The sequence below is a fragment of the Streptomyces sp. NPDC031445 genome (genome assembly GCF_055581365.1).
Window position 1 is genome coordinate 222,987 of record NZ_JBVIJO010000016.1, and the last position, 18,330, is coordinate 241,316.

The 18,330-nt window shown below is 74.1% G+C and carries 17 protein-coding genes and 1 pseudogene; 8 read left to right on the top strand and 10 right to left on the bottom strand.

Annotated elements, in window-relative coordinates:
* Positions 1-3: 3 nt before the first annotated feature.
* From ACZ5DC_RS34750 to ACZ5DC_RS34765, 4 genes are all read right to left on the bottom strand, one after another.
* Complete coding sequence (locus ACZ5DC_RS34750) at positions 4-651, bottom strand: TMEM175 family protein (protein WP_468659484.1); 648 nt, start codon at positions 649-651, stop codon at positions 4-6.
* 61 nt (positions 652-712) lie between these two features.
* Positions 713-1,357, bottom strand: coding sequence for a DUF4232 domain-containing protein (locus tag ACZ5DC_RS34755; protein ID WP_468659486.1), 645 nt, complete (start codon positions 1,355-1,357; stop codon positions 713-715).
* Positions 1,358-1,447: 90 nt separating this feature from the next.
* The gene (locus ACZ5DC_RS34760) at positions 1,448-2,296 is read right to left on the bottom strand and encodes an alpha/beta fold hydrolase (RefSeq protein WP_468659488.1); all 849 of its coding nucleotides are present in this window, start codon (positions 2,294-2,296) and stop codon (positions 1,448-1,450) included.
* A 42-nt stretch (positions 2,297-2,338) separates the two neighbouring features.
* Entirely contained in the window at positions 2,339-3,064 is a 726-nt protein-coding gene (locus ACZ5DC_RS34765) for an alpha/beta fold hydrolase (protein ID WP_468659490.1), read from the bottom strand.
* Between the two features lie 310 nt (positions 3,065-3,374).
* Here ACZ5DC_RS34765 and ACZ5DC_RS34770 point away from each other — a divergent pair, with 310 nt between their 5' ends.
* Positions 3,375-4,355, top strand: a complete 981-nt coding sequence (locus ACZ5DC_RS34770) for an AraC family transcriptional regulator (RefSeq protein WP_468659492.1) — start codon at positions 3,375-3,377, stop codon at positions 4,353-4,355.
* A gap of 23 nt (positions 4,356-4,378) precedes the next feature.
* Here the strand turns inward: ACZ5DC_RS34770 and ACZ5DC_RS34775 are convergent, their stop codons facing one another.
* Both ACZ5DC_RS34775 and ACZ5DC_RS34780 read right to left on the bottom strand, forming a co-directional pair.
* Positions 4,379-5,356, bottom strand: a complete 978-nt coding sequence (locus ACZ5DC_RS34775) for an alpha/beta hydrolase (RefSeq protein ID WP_468659494.1) — start codon at positions 5,354-5,356, stop codon at positions 4,379-4,381.
* Positions 5,357-5,557: 201 nt separating this feature from the next.
* Positions 5,558-6,649, bottom strand: coding sequence for an AraC family transcriptional regulator (locus ACZ5DC_RS34780; protein WP_468659496.1), 1,092 nt, complete (start codon positions 6,647-6,649; stop codon positions 5,558-5,560).
* 330 nt (positions 6,650-6,979) lie between these two features.
* Here ACZ5DC_RS34780 and ACZ5DC_RS34785 point away from each other — a divergent pair, with 330 nt between their 5' ends.
* From ACZ5DC_RS34785 to ACZ5DC_RS34795, 3 genes are all read left to right on the top strand, one after another.
* Positions 6,980-8,218 (top strand): MFS transporter, encoded by a 1,239-nt coding sequence (locus ACZ5DC_RS34785; protein ID WP_468659498.1) that lies wholly within the window; start codon positions 6,980-6,982, stop codon positions 8,216-8,218.
* Between the two features lie 101 nt (positions 8,219-8,319).
* Entirely contained in the window at positions 8,320-9,189 is an 870-nt protein-coding gene (locus ACZ5DC_RS34790; protein WP_468659500.1) for a LysR family transcriptional regulator, read from the top strand.
* A 109-nt stretch (positions 9,190-9,298) separates the two neighbouring features.
* On the top strand, positions 9,299-10,282 hold the full coding sequence (locus tag ACZ5DC_RS34795; RefSeq protein WP_468659532.1) for an AraC-like ligand-binding domain-containing protein: 984 nt from the start codon (positions 9,299-9,301) through the stop codon (positions 10,280-10,282).
* A gap of 90 nt (positions 10,283-10,372) precedes the next feature.
* Here ACZ5DC_RS34795 and ACZ5DC_RS34800 read toward each other — a convergent pair whose 3' ends face one another.
* Entirely contained in the window at positions 10,373-12,715 is a 2,343-nt protein-coding gene (locus ACZ5DC_RS34800) for an ATP-binding protein (RefSeq protein WP_468659502.1), read from the bottom strand.
* Positions 12,716-12,913: 198 nt separating this feature from the next.
* Here ACZ5DC_RS34800 and ACZ5DC_RS34805 point away from each other — a divergent pair, with 198 nt between their 5' ends.
* Positions 12,914-14,287 carry an alkaline phosphatase PhoX gene (locus ACZ5DC_RS34805; protein WP_468659504.1) on the top strand — a complete coding sequence of 458 codons (1,374 nt, stop codon included), beginning with the start codon at positions 12,914-12,916 and terminating at the stop codon, positions 14,285-14,287.
* Between the two features lie 163 nt (positions 14,288-14,450).
* Positions 14,451-14,597, top strand: a pseudogene (locus tag ACZ5DC_RS34810) (glycoside hydrolase family 15 protein); the annotation flags it as partial.
* 45 nt (positions 14,598-14,642) lie between these two features.
* Here ACZ5DC_RS34810 and ACZ5DC_RS34815 read toward each other — a convergent pair.
* Positions 14,643-15,482 (bottom strand): SDR family oxidoreductase, encoded by an 840-nt coding sequence (locus ACZ5DC_RS34815; protein ID WP_468659506.1) that lies wholly within the window; start codon positions 15,480-15,482, stop codon positions 14,643-14,645.
* Between the two features lie 391 nt (positions 15,483-15,873).
* On the opposite strand from ACZ5DC_RS34815, the gene ACZ5DC_RS34820 reads away from it, so the two are divergent.
* Positions 15,874-16,101, top strand: coding sequence for a ferredoxin (locus ACZ5DC_RS34820; RefSeq protein WP_468659508.1), 228 nt, complete (start codon positions 15,874-15,876; stop codon positions 16,099-16,101).
* A gap of 223 nt (positions 16,102-16,324) precedes the next feature.
* Complete coding sequence (locus ACZ5DC_RS34825) at positions 16,325-17,194, top strand: HAD family hydrolase (RefSeq protein ID WP_468659510.1); 870 nt, start codon at positions 16,325-16,327, stop codon at positions 17,192-17,194.
* 72 nt (positions 17,195-17,266) lie between these two features.
* Here ACZ5DC_RS34825 and ACZ5DC_RS34830 read toward each other — a convergent pair whose 3' ends face one another.
* Both ACZ5DC_RS34830 and ACZ5DC_RS34835 read right to left on the bottom strand, forming a co-directional pair.
* Positions 17,267-17,698: a tetratricopeptide repeat protein gene (locus ACZ5DC_RS34830; RefSeq protein WP_468659512.1), complete on the bottom strand. Its 432-nt coding sequence runs from the start codon at positions 17,696-17,698 to the stop codon at positions 17,267-17,269.
* Positions 17,699-17,743: 45 nt separating this feature from the next.
* A partial coding sequence (locus ACZ5DC_RS34835; RefSeq protein WP_468659514.1) for an LLM class flavin-dependent oxidoreductase occupies positions 17,744-18,330 on the bottom strand: 587 nt, incomplete at its 5' end.

Consider the following 18,330-nt stretch of genomic DNA (forward strand, 5'->3'; position numbering starts at 1 on the left):
CGCTCACCGTTCCTCGGGGAAGCCGTCGCTGGTGAGGAAGTAGAACACCGGCAGCACGACGAAGACGGCGACGGCCGCCAGCGGTGCGGCGAGGACGCCGAGGAGCCCCGCTGCGCCGTACGCCAGGGCTCCCGCCCAGGAGCGCAGGCGGCCGTGCCGTACGTACGTGCTCTCCACGTCCGGGGTCAACAGCTCGGGCCTGCGGGCCAGTTGGTGGTAGAAGGCCACCCAGCTCAGGCACATCACCGCTGCCAGACCGGCGTAGAGGGCGACGGCGACCCGGGCGTCGGAGCCGTCGGGGTCCGCCTGGAGCGCGTCCGCGACGACCGCGGTGGGGAACGACAGCGCAGCGGTGCTGAACAGCATCAGCAGGTTCGCGGCGTGCAGCCCCCGGTCCATCACGCGGACCCGCACGAAGGCCTGGTGGTGGTTGAGCCAGATGACCGACACGTATCCGAAGGAGGCCAGGTAGCCGAGGTAGGCGGGCCACTGGGCGAGCAGGGCGTGGCCGAGGCCGCCCGGCCGGTGCGGTGGGTCGGCGAGACCGAGGGCCAGCAGTGTGACGGCGATGGCCAGCACGCCGTCGCTGAAGGCCTCCGCGCGGGTGGTGTCGGACCGGGAGAATCCGCGGAGGCGGCGGGTGCGGGACACACTGGCTCCTGAGCGCTGGTTCAACTACGGGACAGGACGGGACGGGGCCGGGGCGGGTGCGTCAGGCCCCGCTGCCCGGCCGGAGGGGACTCACCCGGGGGACGGACGCCTTGCCCGTGTCGGAGACCTGGCCGCCGGTCCAGCGGACGAAGAGCGGGGCGGTCTCGTCGGGCGGGGTGATGAGCAGGGTCCGCGGGGTGACGGTGGTGACGCCGGTGACCGCCGGATCGGTGTAGCTCAGCGCCGACCAGGCCTCGCCGCCCGGGGCAAGCGTCACGCGCTGTCGCGGCTGGTCGGTGGCCCGCTCGGGGTCCGGGGTGACGGCGTCGCCCGCCGCGTCGACGAACGCGACACCCGGGAAGCCGTACAAACTGCACGCGCGCGGGGACCGGTTGGTCAGCACGAGGGCGAAGTTCTCCTGCCCGGCCCCGGGATGGTCGGGCCCGAGGGACGCCTTCAGGTCGGAGGTCCGGCAGCGTTTCGGCGCCGGTGCGGCGGGCGACGCCACCGCCGAACCGGTGCCGGCCGGCTCGGCGGTGCTCGGGGTGTCGCCGCCGTCGGGCCCCGGGGCGGTCGCCGACGGCGTACCGGTGGCGACGGACGCGGGCGGGGTGCTCCCGGAGGTGCCGTCCGCGCCGTGGCCCGTACACGCGGTCAGCACGGCGCAGCAGGCGAGCACGGCGGGCAGGAGGTGACGGTGCGTCATGGTGCTTCTCCTCGGGGCGCCCCGGGCTCGCGGACGCCGTGGCGGATGTGTGCGCCCGGGGCCGGGCGCGGTGACGGGCGGCGGGCCGGGTCAGTGGCCGGTGCGGACGGACCGGACGGCGCGCAGGATCAGGTCGGTGACGGGGCCGGGGTCGCTCACGGACACCGCGTGCGGGGCGCGGACGGCGACGGTGCGGGCGCGGGCGCGCTCGGCCATCCACCGTTCGGCGGCCGGCGGGATGTTGCGGTCCTCGGTGGCCACGAGGTACCAGCTGGGGATCTTCTTCCACGCGGCGGCGGTGGCCGGTTCCCGGAGCGCGGCGAGGGTGATCGGGCGCTGCCCGGCGGCCATGGCCTGGGCGGTCGGCACGGGGACACCGGCGGCGAACTGGTTGCGGAAGAGGTCCTGCCTGATGACCAGTTCATCGCCCTGGCCGCCGTCGGGCAGCGGATAGTGCTGGGTGACGGTCGCCTCGCCCAGGGTGCTGCCGGGGAACGAGCCGGTGAGCTGGAGCGCGCTCTCCCCGATCTCGGGGACGAAGGCGGCGATGTAGACCAGCGCCTTGACGCTCGGCAGACCGGCCGCGGCCTGGCTGATGACGGCGCCGCCGTAGGAGTGCCCGACCAGCACGACCGGTCCGCCGACGCTCTCCAGGACGCTGCGGATGTAGGCGGCGTCGCTCGCCAGTCCGCGCAGGGGCAGGGCGGGCGCCAGGACGCGGTGGCCCTGCCGCAGCAGGCGCTGGACGACGGCGCGCCAGCTGGAGCCGTCGGCGAACGCGCCGTGGATGAGGACGACGGTGGGGTCGGCCGGGCGGCCGTGTCCGGTGGCCGGACGGCCCGCGGCCGGCGCGGCGTGCGCGATGCCGGCGGTGCCCAGGGCGGCGGCGCCGGCCAGGAGGGACGTGGTCACGGTACGGCGCGAGATCGGTGAGTTCATCGTTCGCTCTCTGTCGGGGGTGGAGGGGGGTGCGGGCCGGGGTCAGCGGGAAGTGGCCCGGACGGCGTCCTCGATGAGGCGCACGACCCGCTCGGGGTGGGCGAGCATGACCAGGTGGGAGGAGTCCACCTCGACGGTGGTCATGCCGGCCCGCCGGTAGCCGTAGCGCTCCACGTCGGGGTTGATGGTGTGGTCGGCGGAAGCGACCAGGCCCCAGGACGGCTTGGTCTTCCAGGCCGCGGCCGGGGCCGCCTCGGTGAAGGCCCGAGCGGCCAGCGGGCGCTGGGACACGGCGAGGGCGGAGGCGAGGCGGGGGTCGACGTCGGCGGCGAAGACGGCCGGGAACCTGTCGGGCCGGACCGACACGTCGGTTCCGGGCTGGTCCGGGCCCTCGGCCGGGAACGGGGTGCGGACGAGGGCGCCGGCCAGGTCGGAGTCGGGGAAGCGGCCCTGCAGCTCGCCGAGGCTCTCGCCTTCCTCCAGGGCGTAGCCGGCCAGGTAGACCAGGGCGCTGACGTTGTCCTCGGTCCCGGCGACCGTGATGACGGCACCACCGTAGGAGTGGCCCACCAGGACGACGGGGCCGGGGATCTGGCGGACGATCCCGGCGACGTAGGCGGCGTCACCGATGAGGCTGCGGTTGGGCACGGCCGGGGCGACGACGTCGAGGCCGCGGGCGATCAGCCGGGGGATCACCTCTGCGTAGCTGGAGGCGTCGGCGAAGGCTCCATGGACGAGGACGACGGTCGGTCCGCCGGTACGGGACATGGGGGAACTCCCTGGTAGCTGGGGTGGGTGCCGGTCCGCGCCCGGCTGCCGGGCGGGTGGGGCCCGTGGGTGGTGCCGGGGCCGCGGGACGTCCGGACGGGTCGACTCGTCCGGTTCGTGCGCGGGGAGCGCACCACCACGCCGTGGGCGGAAACCACCGGTACGTCCGAGACCCTAGGGCGGGCCGGCGCGGGCGGATTGACTGTCTGTGCACCATCTGTGGCCTGTGCGCGCTCAGCGGCCGCCGGCCCCTCCGGGGGCGCCGTATCGTCGGGATCCCGGCATCCGGGACACCGATTCGGAGGGTTGTGTGCTGCTGCTCGATCTCGCCACCGTGGCGCCCCGTGACCGGGCCGACGCGTTCCACCACGCGCTGACGGACTCGTCGGTACCCAACGACGTGGTCCACGAGGAGCCCGCGTCCGGCATCCACGCCCGCATGCGGATGTGGCGGGTGGGCGATCTGCCCCTCTTCGCCACCCGCAACTCCGGCTTCGAGGTGCGGCGCACGCAACGGCACGTCCGGCACCACCGCGGCAACCCGATCGTCTCCGTCTCGCTCCAGCCCGAGGGTGTGCACCGGGCCGAGGTGTCCGGAGTGCGGCGGCTGCTGGGCTCCGACGACATCTGCGTCTTCCACGAGCTGTCGCCCCGGGTGTACGGCTGGTCCGGTGACGGGGCGTCCCAGTCGATGATGTTCGACGTGCACCGGCTGGGCCTGCCGGTGGACGTGGTGGTGCGGGCGGCGGGACGGCTGCGTGCCAGTCCGCTGCACGACCTGGTGCTGACGCATCTGCGCGGGGTGTGGCGCGACCCGGACGGCCTGGAGGCCGACCCCGGCGCGCGCCACGTGGCGTCCGCGACGACCGATCTGGTGCGCGCGCTGCTCGTGTCGGCCGCGCACGCCGAGGAGTCCGCCGCGGTCCGGTCCGCCATGGACGACACCCTGCTCACCCGGATCATGACCTACGCGCGGCGCCACCTCGCGGACCGCGATCTGACGCCCGAACGGATCGCGGCGGAGCACGCGGTCTCCGTGCGCAGGCTCTACGTGCTGCTCAGCGGGGCGGGGCTCAGCCTGGAGCAGTGGCTCATCACCGAGCGCCTGGGAAAGGCACGGGAGATGCTGGCCTCCGCCCGGTACGACCGGCTCACCGTGGCGGCGATCGGCACCCGCTGCGGGTTCAGCAGCCCCAGCCACTTCAGCCGGCGCTTCCAGGCGGCGTACGGGGTGGCGCCGAGCGAGTGGCGGCGGGTCCGGCGCGAGGAGGCGAGGGGCGCGGCCGGGTGAGCCGGCCCCCGCCGCACGCGTCGTCAGGCGGCGTGCAGCGCGGTGTGCAGGGTGTCCGTCACCTGGATGCGGGCCGCCCGCGAGGCGTCGGTGCCGCGGAGGGAGTCGAAGAGCACGAAGCCGTGGATCGTCCCGTGGTAGCGGATCGACACGACGGGGACGTCCGCCTCCCGCAGGCGGGAGGCGTAGGCCTCGCCCTCGTCGCGGAGCACGTCCGCCTCCGCGGTGAGGACGAGTGCCGGCGGCAGGCCGTGCAGCGACCGGGTGGGTGCGCGCAGCGGGGAGACGGTGTCGTGCGTCCGGATCCGCGGGTCGGGCGCGTACTGCTCCCAGTAGTCGCGCATGGCGGCGCGGCTCAGGAAGTAGCCGTCGGCGAACTGCTCGTAGGAAGGGGTGTCCATCGCGGCGTCGGTCACCGGACAGAGCAGCACCTGGTGCCGCAGGGCCGGGCCACCGCGCCTGCGCGCCAGGAGGGCGAGCGAGGCGGCGTGCTGGGCGCCCGCGCTGGCACCGACGACGGCCATCCTGCTCCCGTCCAGCCCGCATCCCGGGCCGTGCCGGGCGAGCCACCGGGCCACGGTGTACGCCCGCTCGACGGCGCCGGGATAGCGGACGTCCTCCGGCGCGTCGTACTCCGGGATGACCACGGCGGCGTCCGCCCCGAGGACGAGGTCCGTCAGCAGGTGCCCGTGCGCGTACGCGTCGGTCAGCATCCAGCCGAGGCCGTGCAGGTAGAGCACCACCGGCAGCTCTTCGTCACTGCCGGCGGGGCGGAGGATGCGTACCCGGACGCGGTGGCCGTCGCTGCCCGGCAGGGCCAGCCACTCCTCCTCGACGTCCGGCTCGTCAGCGCCGTCACCGGTCCACAGGGACGCCATCCGCGCCCTGGCGCCGACCGCGTCCGGGTCCGAGGACGCGGGCAGTGCGTGCGTCTCGACGAAGGCGCGTGTCAGCCGCTCCAGGACAGGCGCGGCCCCGGGGGCCGGAACGTCATCGTGCAAGAGAACTCCTGCGAGGGGGCCCGGCCGTTCGAAGGACCGGGCCGTCGGAAAGGGTGCCGGCCCCTCCCCCGCGGCCGGGCAGGCAGGCGTGCGGCGCCGGAGGCGGCTCCACCGGCACGACTGCCCAGCCTAGGCCGCGGTAGACGTGATGCGGGCGGCACCGTGCCATGGATACTTGCCGCTGCGTGCACAGTTCCGGTGTCAGCCGCCCCCGCCCGCGGTGCCCTCGGGCGGCCGGGTACGATCGCGCCACTCGCGGGGTGACACGCCGTAGGCCGCGCGGAAAGTCCGGCTGAAGTGGGTGGCGTTGGCGAAGCCCCACCGCTTGGCCACCACCCCCACCGCGAGGTCCCGCGCCCCGGGCCGGGCCAGTTCGCGCCGTGCCTCCTCCAGGCGGCGGTGCTGCACCCACCGGCCGACCGTGCTGCCCTGGCCCTCGAAGAGCTTGTGCAGATAGCGGACCGAGATGTGCTGGGCCGCGGCGATGGTGGCGGGGCTCAGGGTGCGGTCCCACAGCCGCGCGTCGACGTGGGCACGCACGCGCCGCAGGAGTTCCCGCTGCTCCTGCCCCGCTGCGGACGCGGGTTCGGCACCCGCTCCGCCCCCGGCCTCCACCGCGTTGACGCTGTCCCCCACATCCTGCCCGTCCACCGCGCCCTCCGCGCCTGCCACACCCTCCGCGCCCTCCGCCGCGAGCGAGCCGACGAAGCCGGTGACCGTCGTGGCCAGACGGAGGGCCGTCGCCGGCGGGAACACGGGCAGGGTGTCGAGGAACGTCCGCAGGAGGGGGCCGAGCAGGGGCGCCACGGAGCCGTCGGCGAAGGGCGCCCGGGCGCTGAGCGCCCGCACCTGGCGGTCGGTCAGCGTGAGGGCGGCCCGTGGGATCCGCAAGAGGTGCAGTTCGAAGTCCACCGACTCGTGCAGCAGGAAGGGCACCGCTCCGTCGCAGACGAAGATGTCGTCCGGACGGCAGGCCGCGGTGCCGTCACCGCGGACCAGGGTGGCCCGGCCGGACGAGTGCACACCCAGCGTCAGATGGGGCTCGGTGGCGTCCTCGGTGGGGCGGACGAAGGACCGCCCCGGTCCGCGGTAGGTGCTGACCTGGAGCAGACCGAGCACGCGGACCTGTGCCGGCCCGGTGAAACGGGCGGCGGCACGGGCGTGGGCGGGCAGGAAGGCGCGCGTCGCCGCGGGCACCGGGGCGCTCGCCAGGGTCAGGTCCGGGTACGGGTACGGGTACGGGGGTCGGCCGGCGGCGCTGCCGGTCGGGGCGGGCGGGGGCATCGAGTTCATGGGATCCCCTGGTGGAAACGGTGGTTCCGCGCCGGGACGGTGCGGCGGTGGACGTCCGGTTAGGAGCCCACGCAGCTCAGCCTGGAGCGGCCGGCCGGCGCGCGGGAGGCCGTCCGGCGTTCCGTGCGGACAGGGGCATGAGCCGTGCGCGGTGAGGCATCGCCGCGTGCGTCACCCGGCAAGAAGCACCGGGCGCCCGCCTCTAGGGTCGACACGCGGGGCTCCCGCGGTCATCTCCGTGTGAGATGACTGCCATCCCGAACGATCGCGTCAGGTAAGGAAGCCGGCCGGCGGTCAGGTCGTTGTGACGCATGACGAAAGAAGGTGCACATGTCCACACCGCTCGATCACCGCCGCGGAACCGGCTCCGGGCGTCAGGCCCAGGGCGTGCCCGGCTGGCTGGTCGCCCTCCTGGCCGTCGCGTCCGGGATGACGGTCGCCAACCTCTACTACGCGCAGCCGCTGCTGTCGTCGCTGAGCGACGTGTTCGGGATCAGCGAGGCCACCGCCGGCACTCTGATCACTCTGACCCAGATCGGCTACGTCCTCGGCATGATCTTCCTGGTGCCGCTCGGCGACCGGCTGGAGAAGCGCAATCTGGTCTCCGTCCTGCTGATCGTCACGACGGCCGCCCTCGTGGTGGCGGGACTGGCCCCGAACTTCCCCGTGCTGCTGATCGCCGCGCTGATCAGTGGTGCCACCTCGGTCGTGGCCCAGATCCTCGTGCCCTTCGCCGCCAGCCTCGCCCCGGACCATGCCAGGGGCCGGGTCGTCGGCCGGGTCATGAGCGGTCTGCTCACCGGCATCCTGCTCTCCCGGACCCTCAGCAGCCTGGTCTCCGACGTCGCCGGCTGGCGGGTGGTCTTCCTCGGCTCCGCCGCCCTGATGGCCCTGCTCACGGTGGCGCTGCGCGTCGCCCTCCCCGACCACGCACCCACCACCTCCGTCCCGTACCACCACGTGCTGCGGTCCACGGTCCGGCTGGTGCGCACCCATCCGGCGCTGCTGCGCCGCGGGCTGTACCAGGCGGCGATGTTCGGAGCGTTCAGCGCCTTCTGGACCACGGTCTCCTTCGTCCTGACCGGTCCCCGCTTCCACTACTCGCCGGTCGGCGTCGGCGTCTTCGCGCTCGTGGGCGCGGCGGGCGCGGCGGTGGCCCCGTTCGCCGGCCACTGGGCGGACCGGGGGCTCACGCGGCCCATGACCGGTGCCGCGTTCGCGGTCGCCGCGCTGGCCTTCGTGCTCGCGGGTCTGGGCGGACACAGCATCGTGCTGATAGCCCTGGCCGCGATCCTGATCGACATGGCCGTACAGGCGACGCTCATCCTCGGGCAGCACACCATCTACGCCCTCGACCCCAGCGCCCGGGCCCGTCTGAACAGCGCGTTCATCGCCATGTTCTTCGTCGGCGGCGCGGCCGGCTCCCAGCTCGGCTCCACGGTCTACCACGCCGCGGGCTGGGCCGGCCTCAGCGTCCTGGGCGCGGTGCTCCCGCTGGCCGCGCTGGTCTACTGGGTCTTCGAGCCCCGGACGGCGCGCCCGGCCCCGGCCGCGGAGACCCGCGACTGAGGACGCCGGGCCGGTCCGGCCGGCACACCGTTCACAGGCGCCTGACGGACCGCCCCGCCGTCAGGCGCACCCCCACGACGCACCACCCGGAGGAGCACACGATGGATCTGCGGCAGATGGAGGTCGTCGTCGCGGTGGCCGACGCGGGCGGCTTCACCGCGGCGGCGCGACAGCTGCACGTGGTGCAGTCGGCGGTGTCGGGCACGGTCCGCGCCCTTGAACGCGAGCTGGGCGCGCCCCTCTTCGACCGCACCACGCACCGGGTCGCGCTGACGCCGGCGGGCGAGGCGTTCGTGCCGGCGGCGCGCGCCGCCCTGCGCGCCGCGGAAGCCGCCCGGGAGGCGGTCGACGCGGTGCGGGGGCAGCTGCGGGGCCGGATCACGGTGGGCACGATGCAGGGCGTCTGGGCCGGGCTCCACCACGCCCTGGCCGCGCTGCGGGCCGAGCATCCGGGGCTCGGCGTGCAGCTGCGGCAGGCGGCGGTCGCCGACATCCGGCAGGCCCTGCGCGAGGGCACGGTCGACCTGGCCGTGGTGGCGCTGGACCGCCAGCAGCAGCGCGGGCTGACCACCCGGCTGCTGTCCGAGGAGGAGATGGTGCTGGTCGCGTCGCCGCGCCGGGTCCTGGGGGCCACGACGCCCCAGGGCGAGGTGGAACTCGCCGATGCCGCCCGGCTGCCGCTGGTGGACTTCAGCCCGGGCTGGGCGATCCGTCACTCGGTGGACCGCGCCTTCCGGGCCGCGGGCGTCGACCGGACCACGACGTTCGAGGTGAACGACATCGTGGCGGCGGCCGAGCTGGTCCGCAACGATCTCGGGATCTGCATCCTGCCCCGGTCCATCGCGGACCGCTTCCCCGACCTGACCACGTATGGTTTCCGGCACCACGCACCCCACTGGAAGATCATGCTGGTGCGTCCGCCGGGTGAGGCGTCACCCGCGGTCGCCGCGCTGTGGCGGCACTTCACGTGATCATTTCTGCCTGCTTTGTTCCTGGTGGCCGCGGGTTGGCGCTGCTTGGCTGGGCGGGGAACACAGCCAGTACGGCGCCCCGGTGCCACGCATGCCAAGGGAGAGCCAGTTGAGCCTGGTGCTGACGACCGACTCGGTGCCGGACCAGGAGAAGGTCGCGTACTGGAACGACGCGGTGAGCAGGGCTCTGGTGCCGGTCACCGTGGCCCCCCGCGACAGCCGGCGGTTCGACGGCAGGATCGCCAGCGACTGCCTGGGGTACCTGCGGGTCTCGCGCATGGAGGCCGACGCCGGGCGGGTCAGCCGCACGCCGGCCCTGATCGAGCGCTCACCCGAGGCCCTCGTCGCGGTCGGCCTGCTGGTGTCGGGCACCGCCACCTTCCTCCAGGACGGCCGGCGGGCCGAGATGGGCGGGGGCGACCTGGTCTTCTACGACACCGCGCGGCCGTTCTCCTTCACCTACCCGGAGCGGTTCGCCACCCATGTCTTCCAGCTGCCGCGCCATGTGCTGGGCGTCTCGGACAGCGACATCAAGCGGGTCACGGGCACCGCGATCGGCACGGCACAGGGCCTGGGCTCGGTGCTGCGGCCCTTCCTCGCCACCCTGGCCGACGCGGCCCCCTCCTACCCGGCGGCCGTCGGGCACCGGCTGGCCGGCCATGTCGTCGACCTGTTCGCCACCCTCATCACCGACCAGACCCTGCGGGACCCGGACGACGGCCGCGACCACCTCGTGCTGAGCGTGCGGGCCCACATCGACCACAAGCTCGGCGACCCCTCCCTCTCACCGGAGTCCATCGCCCGCGCGCACCACATATCCGTCCGCTACCTGCACCGGCTCTTCGAGGGCGAGGGCATCACCGTCAGCCGTCTCATCCAGCAGCGGCGACTGGAGGCGTGCGGGCGTGAACTGGCCCGTCGCGGGAGGGTGACGCCGACCGTGTCGGCGGTGGCCCGGCGCTGGGGATTCGTCAATCCGGCCCACTTCAGCCGGGCGTTCCGCGCCGCGTACGGGCTCTCCCCCCGCGAGTGGCGCACCCTGCACCTGGAGCGGGGCGAGGACGGGCAGCCGACGACGCCGGCCCTCACCTGACAGCCACGCCGGACGGCGGGTACCGGCGGTCGCCGCCCAGGCGGACGAGCCGGGAGCGGGGCGAGGACGGACAGCCGACGACGCCGGCCCTCACCCGACGGCCACGCCGGACGGCGGGTACCGGCGGTCGCCGCCCAGGCGGACGAGCCGGGAGCGGGCCTCGGCGACCCGTCGCGGGTCCGCGTCGCTGCCGAGGGCGACGCACCGCGTGAACGCCTCACGGGCCTCGGCCGGACGGCCGGCTCCGAGGAGGACGTCGCCGAGCACGAGGAGGTAACGGCTCTCCAGGGCGATGTTGCCGTCCGTGCGGGACAGCGCGACCGACGCCCGCAGGTGCTCCACCGCTTCCTCCCAGCGCCCGAGGCGGCTGTAGGCGCCCCCGAGTCCCGCGAGTGCGCTGACCCGGGTGAAGGCGGCGATGTGCGGTTCGACGCGGTCGCCGACCTGGTCCAGGCGGGTCAGGACCTGCCGGTAGGCGTCGGCCGCCTCCTCGTCGCGCCCGGCGCCCTTCAGGTCCAGGGCGCGGGAGACGAGGGCCTGGAGCATGCCGTGCAAATCTCCGGCGGCCTCGAACAGCGCGACCGACCGGGCGCTGTGCTCGGCGGCCGGGCCCTCTTCGCGCAGCACGCGGTGGGCCCAGGCGGCGTACGCGTGCGCCCAGGCCTGCTGCTCGGCGTCACCGGCCCGCCGGGCCGCGGCGAGCGCGCGGGCGGCGTGCGGGAGGCTGTCCCGGGGCCGGCCCTCGCAGATCAGCACGGCCCAGGCGTAGTAGTTGAGCTGGGTCGCTTCGAGCAGGGGGTCGCCGAGCGCCTCGGCGGAGCGGACGGCGGTGCCGAAGACCTCCGGCCAGTGCCCCCAGAACATCCACTGGTCGGAGAACCAGTGCAGCGACTCGGCCACCTCGACGACGGTGGCGTGGTCGCCGTCCGCCGCGGCGGCGTGCAGGGCCGCCAGCCAGTTGGCGGCCTCCGCCTGAAGCCACTCACGGGCCTTGTCGGCGCTGGAGAGGTCCACCGTGCCGCGCCAGGAGGCGGGCGGGGCCCCGTGGCCGGGTTCGTACCACCGTCCCGCCACGACGGCCGTCTCCAGCAGCCAGCGGAACATCGACCGGCGGGCCCGTTCGATGTCGGCCTCGCCGTCCTCGGCGGTGAGGCGGCAGCGGCCGTACAGGCACAGCAGGTCGTGGAGCCGGTAGCGGTCCTCGGCGCTGCCGACCAGGCCGGCCTCGACCAGTTCCTCCAGGGTGTCCTCGGCGTCGTGGACGTCCTGGCCGGTGAGCCGGGCGGCGCAGGCGGCGCCCACGTCCGGGCCGGGGACCAGGGACAGGCGGCGGAACAGGCGGGCGGCCGCGGGTGTGAGCTGCCGGTAGGACAGGTCGAAGGCGGTCGTGACGCGTACGTCCCCGGCGGACAGCGCGTCCAGCCGCCGTTCCTCGCTCGCCAGCCGGTCCGCGAGCCGGCGCACGGTCCATCCCGTGCGGGTCGCCAGCCAGTTGCCCGCGATCCGCAGGGCCAGCGGCAGGTGCTCGCACAGCCGGGCGACCTCCTCCAGGGCCTGGGGTTCGGCCGTCGCGCGCGCCCCGCCGACGAGGGAGGCCAGGAAGGCGGCCGACTCGGCGGGTCCGAGCCCGCCGAGGGGCAGCCGGTGGACGTCGTCCAGTCCGGTGAGCATGCGGCGGCTGGTCACCAGGACCAGGGTCCCGCCCGAGCCCGGCAGCAGCGGGCGTACCTGCGCCTCGTCACGGGCGTCGTCCAGCACCAGCAGGCAGCGGCGGCCGGCGAGGACCTGCCGGTAGAGGGCGGGGTGGGCCTGCGGTCCCGTCCTGGCCAGGTCGCGGTCGGGCACGCCGAAGGCCTTGAGCACCCGGACCATCAGTTCGGAGGGGGCGGGCGGGCTGTCGTCGGTCCCCCTGAGGTCGACCACGAGCTGGCCGTCCGGGAAGCGGTCCGCGAGCCGGCGGGCGGCGCGCAGTGCGAGGGTGGTCTTTCCGGTGCCCGGCGGTCCGTGGATGACGACCACGACGGGCTGGGCGTCCGCGGCACCACCGCCCGCCGCGGCACCACCGCCCTCCGCGGGGGCGCGGTCCGTCCGGGGCCGTACGGCCAGTGCCTCCAGGCCGGCCAGCTCGTCGGCGCGGCCGACGAAGTCGTCGATGCCGCGCGGAAAGGAGCGGACGCCGACGGGACTGTATCCGGGGGCGCGTCCGGCGCGGGCGGCGGCGAGCAGCCCTTCCCGGTCGGCGTCGTCCAGGCCGAGGCCGTCCGCGAGCGCGGCCACCGTCCGCCGTTGCGGCGCGGCCCGCCGTCCGCGTTCCAGGTCGCCGATGCCCCGCTCGCTGACCCCGGAGGCCTCCGCCAGGGCCTCGATGGTCAGTGATTTCGCCCGTCGCATCGAGCGCAGCAGCGGCCCGAACGCGACCTCCTGTCCGGACATGTCCGTCCTTTCCCCCGGCTCGCTTGAATATTGTAGTACTGGGGGCTCGGCCGCAAGGGCCGCCGAGCGGAGGGCGGCCGCCCTGGCGTACGTCACGACGCGTGACGTCCGGGACACGCGTGGTTCCCGCGGCCCGCGGCGGGTGATAGACACAGCGGGATCGCAGTTCCTGTCCGCCAGCAGGAAGGTTGCCGCCGCATGTCTGCAACACGCCGTCAGGTCCTGGCCCAAGCGAGCGCCCTGGGAGCGGGCGTCGCCTTCACCGGGGCCCTGTCCGAGCTCTTCGCGGGCACCGCCGCCGCACAGCCCCTCGGCCGCACCGGCTACGGCCCGCTCGTCTCCGATCCGCACGGCCTGCTCGATCTGCCGAAAGGTTTCCGCTACACCGTGCTCTCCCGCGAGGGCGACCAGCTCCGCTCCGGGGAGGGCAGGGTCCCCTCGAACCACGACGGCATGGCCGCCTTCGGCGGCAGAGGGGGCCGCACCCACCTCGTGCGCAACCACGAGAACCGCGTCACCGCGCCGGTCCCGGTCCCGACCGTCAGCGGCCTCACCTACGACCCCGCCGGCAGGGGCGGCTGTACGGCGCTCACGCTCGACGCGCACCGGCACGTGCTGTCCGAGCGGGTCGCCATCGCCGGTACGGCCGTCAACTGCGCGGGCGGCCGGACCCCTTGGGGCACCTGGCTGACCTGCGAGGAGACCGAGGACCGTGCGGGCACCAACGGCTACACGAAGGACCACGGCTTGGTATTCGAGGTCCACCCCGCCGACCCGCACCGCACCGGCGCCGTCCCGCTGACCGCGATGGGCCGCTTCCAGCACGAGGCGGTCGCTACCGACCCGCGCTCCGGCGTCGTCTACGAGACCGAGGACGCCTTCCAGAAGCCGTTCGGCCTCTTCTACCGCTTCCTGCCGGACAAGCCGCTCGGCGGTGTCGGTTCGCTGCGCGCGGGCGGCCGGCTCCAGGCGATGCGGGTGCCCGGCGTGCCGGACCTGTCCCCGGTCCAGGAGCCGGGGACGCGCTTCGACGGCATCGAGTGGGTGGACGTCCCCGACCCGCTGGCCGCCGCCACTCCCACCCGGTTGCAGGACTACGGCCCCGGCGGCATCACCCACGCGCAGAAACTGGAGGGCTGCTACTGGGGCGGCAGCTGTGTGTACTTCGTGTCGTCCTTCGCCCGCGGCGCGGACGGCTCCGCGGCCGACCACTACGGCCAGATCTGGCGCTACGACCCGGCGCACCGCCGGCTGACCCTGGTCGTCGTGTTCGGCCCGGACACCGATGTGCGGCTGCCCGGCGAGTCCCCGGACAACATCTGCCTCGCCCCCGGCGGCGGCCTGATGGTGTGCGAGGACGGCAACGGGGCCCAGCACGTCTTCGGCGTGACCCGCGCAGGCGAGGTGTACCCGATGGCCCGGAACCGCCAGGTCCTCACGTCGGGTACGGCCCAGGAGCCGGAGTACGGCGAGTTCGCCGGGGTCACCTTCTCCGCCGACGGCGAGACGATGTACGTCAACTGCTACACGCCCGGCACGACGTTCGCGGTGACCGGCCCCTGGCGCGGCTAGGAGCTGTCCGGACGGTCACGGTCGCTGTCGGCCGCTGTGAAGTCGACTGCCCAAGTCCGTTCGAGGCGGGCCCGCGCGGCGAGCAGGGCGACCGGCCCGGCACTTCGGTGACGGACGGTCGCCCTCGGACGCGTTGTCTCCGCCGGCCCCGGCGAGGTGGCAGACCTACGCCAACCACGTCGGCCTGTTCGCCGAGGAGATCGGCCCCAGCGGCGAGCAGTTGGGCAACTTCCCGCAGGCTTTCACGCATCTGTCGCTGATCATGGCCGCCACCACCCTGGACGACGCCCTCGACCAGCAGCGCGACTGAGCACCGCCCCGGCGTCCTGTCTGCCGGCCGGGGTCGCGCGGCGGTTCAGCCTCCGGTGGCGAAGCCGGGGAAGAGGGTCATGCCGCCGTCCACGTAGAGGGTGGTGCCCACCACGTAGTCCATCAGGTCCGAGGCGAGGCCGACGACCGCGTGGGCGATGTCCTCGGGATCGCCGACACGCCCGTAGGGGATCAGCCGCAACAGCTCCTTCTCCGCATCGGCGGTGTCCCAGGCATCGCGGTTGATGGGTGTCCTGATGGCTCCGGGCGCCACCGCGTTGACCCTGATCCGGTGGGGTGCGAGCTCCTGGGCGAGTGTCGCCATCATCATCTGCACGCCGCCCTTGGACGCGGCGTAGTTGACGTGCCCGGCCCAGGGGATGATCTGGTGCACCGAGCTCATACAGATGATCTTCCCAGCCGCCCGGGACACCTCGGGGACGACCCCGCGCCTGAGGAACTCCCTGGTCGCCTCCCGGGCGCACAGGAACTGGCCGGTGAGGTTGACGTCCAGCACCTTCTGCCACTGGGCGGTCGTCATGTCGGTGAGCGGAGCGTCGCGCTGCAACCCGGCGTTGGCCACGAGGATGTCGATGGTCCCGAACTCCCGCACCATCCGTGTGATCATCGCGGCGACCTGGTCCTCCTTGGACACGTCGGCCTCGTAGGCGGCCGCCCGCACGCCGAACCCGGAGATCTCCGCGGCCACCCGCTCGGCCTCCTCGCGCCCGACGACGTAGTTCACGACCACGTCGGCTCCGGCGCGTCCCAGCCCGATGGCCGTCGCCTTGCCGATGCCCGAGTTCGCGCCGGTGACCAGTGCCTTCTGGCCTTTGAGCAGCTGCGCGGGAACAACGCCCTGCGGGGCTCCCTGAGTCACGCTCACGCCCGTTCTCCTCCTCGTCCGGCCGGCCGGCCGCGGGACCCACGCGGGTCCCGCGGTCCCTGTCGACACCGAACCATCGCAGAGGCCAGGCCACACCCCGGGTGCGGGCTGATTGCGCCGATCGGCCGAACACGGCCGGCCCCGGCACGGACATCGCGCCGGCCGGCAAGGTGGCGCTTCGTCCGGGTGCGGGTGGTATACGCACCGGCTAGGCTGACCTGCGGGAAGGCCGTGATCTCCGAGCGGTTCTGCCCGCCGGTCGCCCTGAAGGCGACGACCGGATTCTCTCCGCGGTGACCCGACGGGCGCGGCGCGCGTCCCCGCAGTCGGGGGATGCGGGCAACGGCCGAGCCTCTTTCCCGTCAGCCGTACAGCCCCTGTGGAGGCCGGGATGCGAGTTGTCGTCGATCTTTCCCGATGCGAGGGGTACGCGCAGTGCGCCTTCCTGGCCCCGGACGCGTTCCGTATGCACGGCGAGGAAGCGCTGATGTACGACCCGGCTCCCGATGACGCCCGCCGCGACCAGGTGCTGCGCGCCGCGGCGGCCTGCCCCGTCCAGGCGATCCTGGTCGACCGGACGGAGGAACGGGGCGCGTCGGCGGGAGCTCCGGCACCATGAGCAGCGCCGACATCCTGCAAGCCGTCGAGCGTCACCGACGGGACTGCGGGCCGCGGAGGCGCTGCGCGGCGAGGGTTTCACCGGATCACCGACCATGACCGGCTGAGCCGGGCCGTAGCAGGGGGTGTCCGCCGCCGGTGAGGGGTGCGGTGGAGGGGGGCCGCGACGTCAGGGCTGCCGAGAGCCGATACTTCTCCGGAGAGTACGGGAGGTACCGGCACCCATGACATCCACGCCCGCCCCACCGCTGGTCACGCCGCCGAAGCTGGTGGCGACCGATCTGGACGGCACGCTCTTCCGGAGCGACGGCACGCTGTCGCGGCGCACGCGAGCGGCGCTGGCGTCGGCCGAGGAGGCCGGCATACGTGTCGTGCTCGTCACGGGCCGCCCGCCACGCAGCGTGCCGGACCTGCTGGAACGCGTCGGGCCGCACGCCGTCATCGCGGCCAACGGCGCCGCCGTCCACGCACCGGACGGCACCGTCGCCCACACCTACCCGCTCACGGCCCCCGCGGCCGCCCGTCTCGTGGACCACGTACGCGCCGCGATCCCGGGCGTCTCGTTCGCGGTCGAGTTCGACGGCGCCTTCGGCCACGAACCGGCCTACCCGGCCTGGTCGTTCGGGGACGAGGCCGTCGAACTGATCGGCGCGGCGGAGGAGATCCTCACCCCCGGCTCCGGCCGGCGTCCGCTGAAGATCCTGGCCCACCATCCGGCAGTCCCGCTCGACGCCTTCTACGAGCGGGCGCGCCACGCCGCCGGCCCGGACGCCGAGACCACCCACTCCACCGGGCTGTCGCTGGTGGAGTTCAGCGCGCCCGGCGTCACGAAGGCCACCACCCTCGTCACCTGGAGCGGCCGGCTCGGCATCGGCACCCAGGACATCGCCGCCTTCGGTGACATGCCCAACGACCTGCCCATGCTCGGCGCGGTGGGGAACTCCTACGCCATGGCCAACGCCCACCCGGACGTCCTGGCGGCCGCGCGTCACCATGCGCCCGCCAACGACGAGGACGGGGTGGCGCAGGTGCTGGAGGCGTTCGTCGACGCGATCACACGCCGATCACCCCTGTCCGTGAGCCCCGAGGGGTGACCCCGGGGTGCCCGGGCCACGCCCTGGACACCCCGGTCCCGGACCACGGGAGGGGTTTCCCCGCCGCGTCGCTCAGTCGTCCTCCGGAAACTCGCCCGACCACACGGCGGCCATGCGCAGCAGCGGCTCGGCCTCGGCCTGCCGCCCCTGGCGCTGCAAGGTGCGGCCCAGCATCAGGTGGGCGTAGTGCTCCACCGGATCGCGCTCGATGATCGCGCGGAGCTGTTCCTCGGCACGCCGCAGCTGAGCGGAGTGGTAGTAGGCGCGGGCCAGGAGCAGCCGGGGGCCGGTCTGCTCCGGGGCCTCCTCCACGACGAGGGCGAGCAGCCGCGCGGCCCCGATGTAGTCCTTGGCCTCGAAGAGCAGCTGCGCGCGCTCCCAGCGCTCCGTGGTGGTCTCCTCGCGCGGCGCGCCGGCGCCGTTGTCGAACAGGTGCAGGGCGCTCGCCCAGCGGTCGGGCGCCACTCCGTCGCCCGCGGTGTACCCAGTGAAGTCGTCGGTCATCGTTCCTCGTTCTCCTCTGCCGTGGTGGCTGCGTGTGCCCCGGTCTCAGGCCGCCGGTCCGGTGGTGTGCGCGCGTTCCGCGTCGCGGGCCGCGCGCAGGGACGCGTGGGTGGGCGCGTCGGGCACGCCGGCCGGCCGGTTCTTCGCGAACTCGGCGCGCAGCACCGGTACGACCTGCGCACCGAGCATCTCGATCTGCTCCAGCGCGGTCTTGAGCGGTATGCCGGCGCCGTCCACCATGAACAGCTGGCGCTGGTAGTCCCCGAAGTGGTCACGGAAGGTGAGCGTCTTCTCGACGACCTGCGCGGGCGTGCCGACGGTCAGCGGGGTCTGCTCCATGTACTCCTCCATCGGGATCCCGCCTCCCATCACCGGTGAGTGGTCGAAGAACGGGCGGAACTCCCGGACGGCGTCCTGGGAGCGCGGACGCATGTGGACGTGGCCGCCGAGTCCGACGACGGCCTGCTCCGGGGTGCCGTGGCCGTAGTGCGCGTACCGCTGCCGGTACAGGTCGATCAGCCGCTTGGTGTGCTCCTTGGGCCAGAAGATGTTGTTGTGGAAGAAGCCGTCGCCGTAGTACGCGGCCTGCTCGGCGATCTCCGGGGAGCGGATCGAGCCGTGCCACACGAACG

What these genes read in the sequence shown, in the direction of transcription:
- ACZ5DC_RS34755 (WP_468659486.1), bottom strand. Translation starts at nt 1,357, where the DNA reads ATGACGCACCGTCACCTCCTGCCCGCCGTGCTCGCCTGCTGCGCCGTG.
- ACZ5DC_RS34760 (WP_468659488.1), bottom strand. Translation starts at nt 2,296, where the DNA reads ATGAACTCACCGATCTCGCGCCGTACCGTGACCACGTCCCTCCTGGCC.
- ACZ5DC_RS34765 (WP_468659490.1), bottom strand. Translation starts at nt 3,064, where the DNA reads ATGTCCCGTACCGGCGGACCGACCGTCGTCCTCGTCCATGGAGCCTTC.
- ACZ5DC_RS34780 (WP_468659496.1), bottom strand. Translation starts at nt 6,649, where the DNA reads ATGAACTCGATGCCCCCGCCCGCCCCGACCGGCAGCGCCGCCGGCCGA.
- ACZ5DC_RS34785 (WP_468659498.1), top strand. Translation starts at nt 6,980, where the DNA reads ATGTCCACACCGCTCGATCACCGCCGCGGAACCGGCTCCGGGCGTCAG.
- ACZ5DC_RS34790 (WP_468659500.1), top strand. Translation starts at nt 8,320, where the DNA reads ATGGATCTGCGGCAGATGGAGGTCGTCGTCGCGGTGGCCGACGCGGGC.
- ACZ5DC_RS34800 (WP_468659502.1), bottom strand. Translation starts at nt 12,715, where the DNA reads ATGTCCGGACAGGAGGTCGCGTTCGGGCCGCTGCTGCGCTCGATGCGA.
- ACZ5DC_RS34805 (WP_468659504.1), top strand. Translation starts at nt 12,914, where the DNA reads ATGTCTGCAACACGCCGTCAGGTCCTGGCCCAAGCGAGCGCCCTGGGA.
- ACZ5DC_RS34820 (WP_468659508.1), top strand. Translation starts at nt 15,874, where the DNA reads ATGCGAGTTGTCGTCGATCTTTCCCGATGCGAGGGGTACGCGCAGTGC.
- ACZ5DC_RS34825 (WP_468659510.1), top strand. Translation starts at nt 16,325, where the DNA reads ATGACATCCACGCCCGCCCCACCGCTGGTCACGCCGCCGAAGCTGGTG.
- ACZ5DC_RS34830 (WP_468659512.1), bottom strand. Translation starts at nt 17,698, where the DNA reads ATGACCGACGACTTCACTGGGTACACCGCGGGCGACGGAGTGGCGCCC.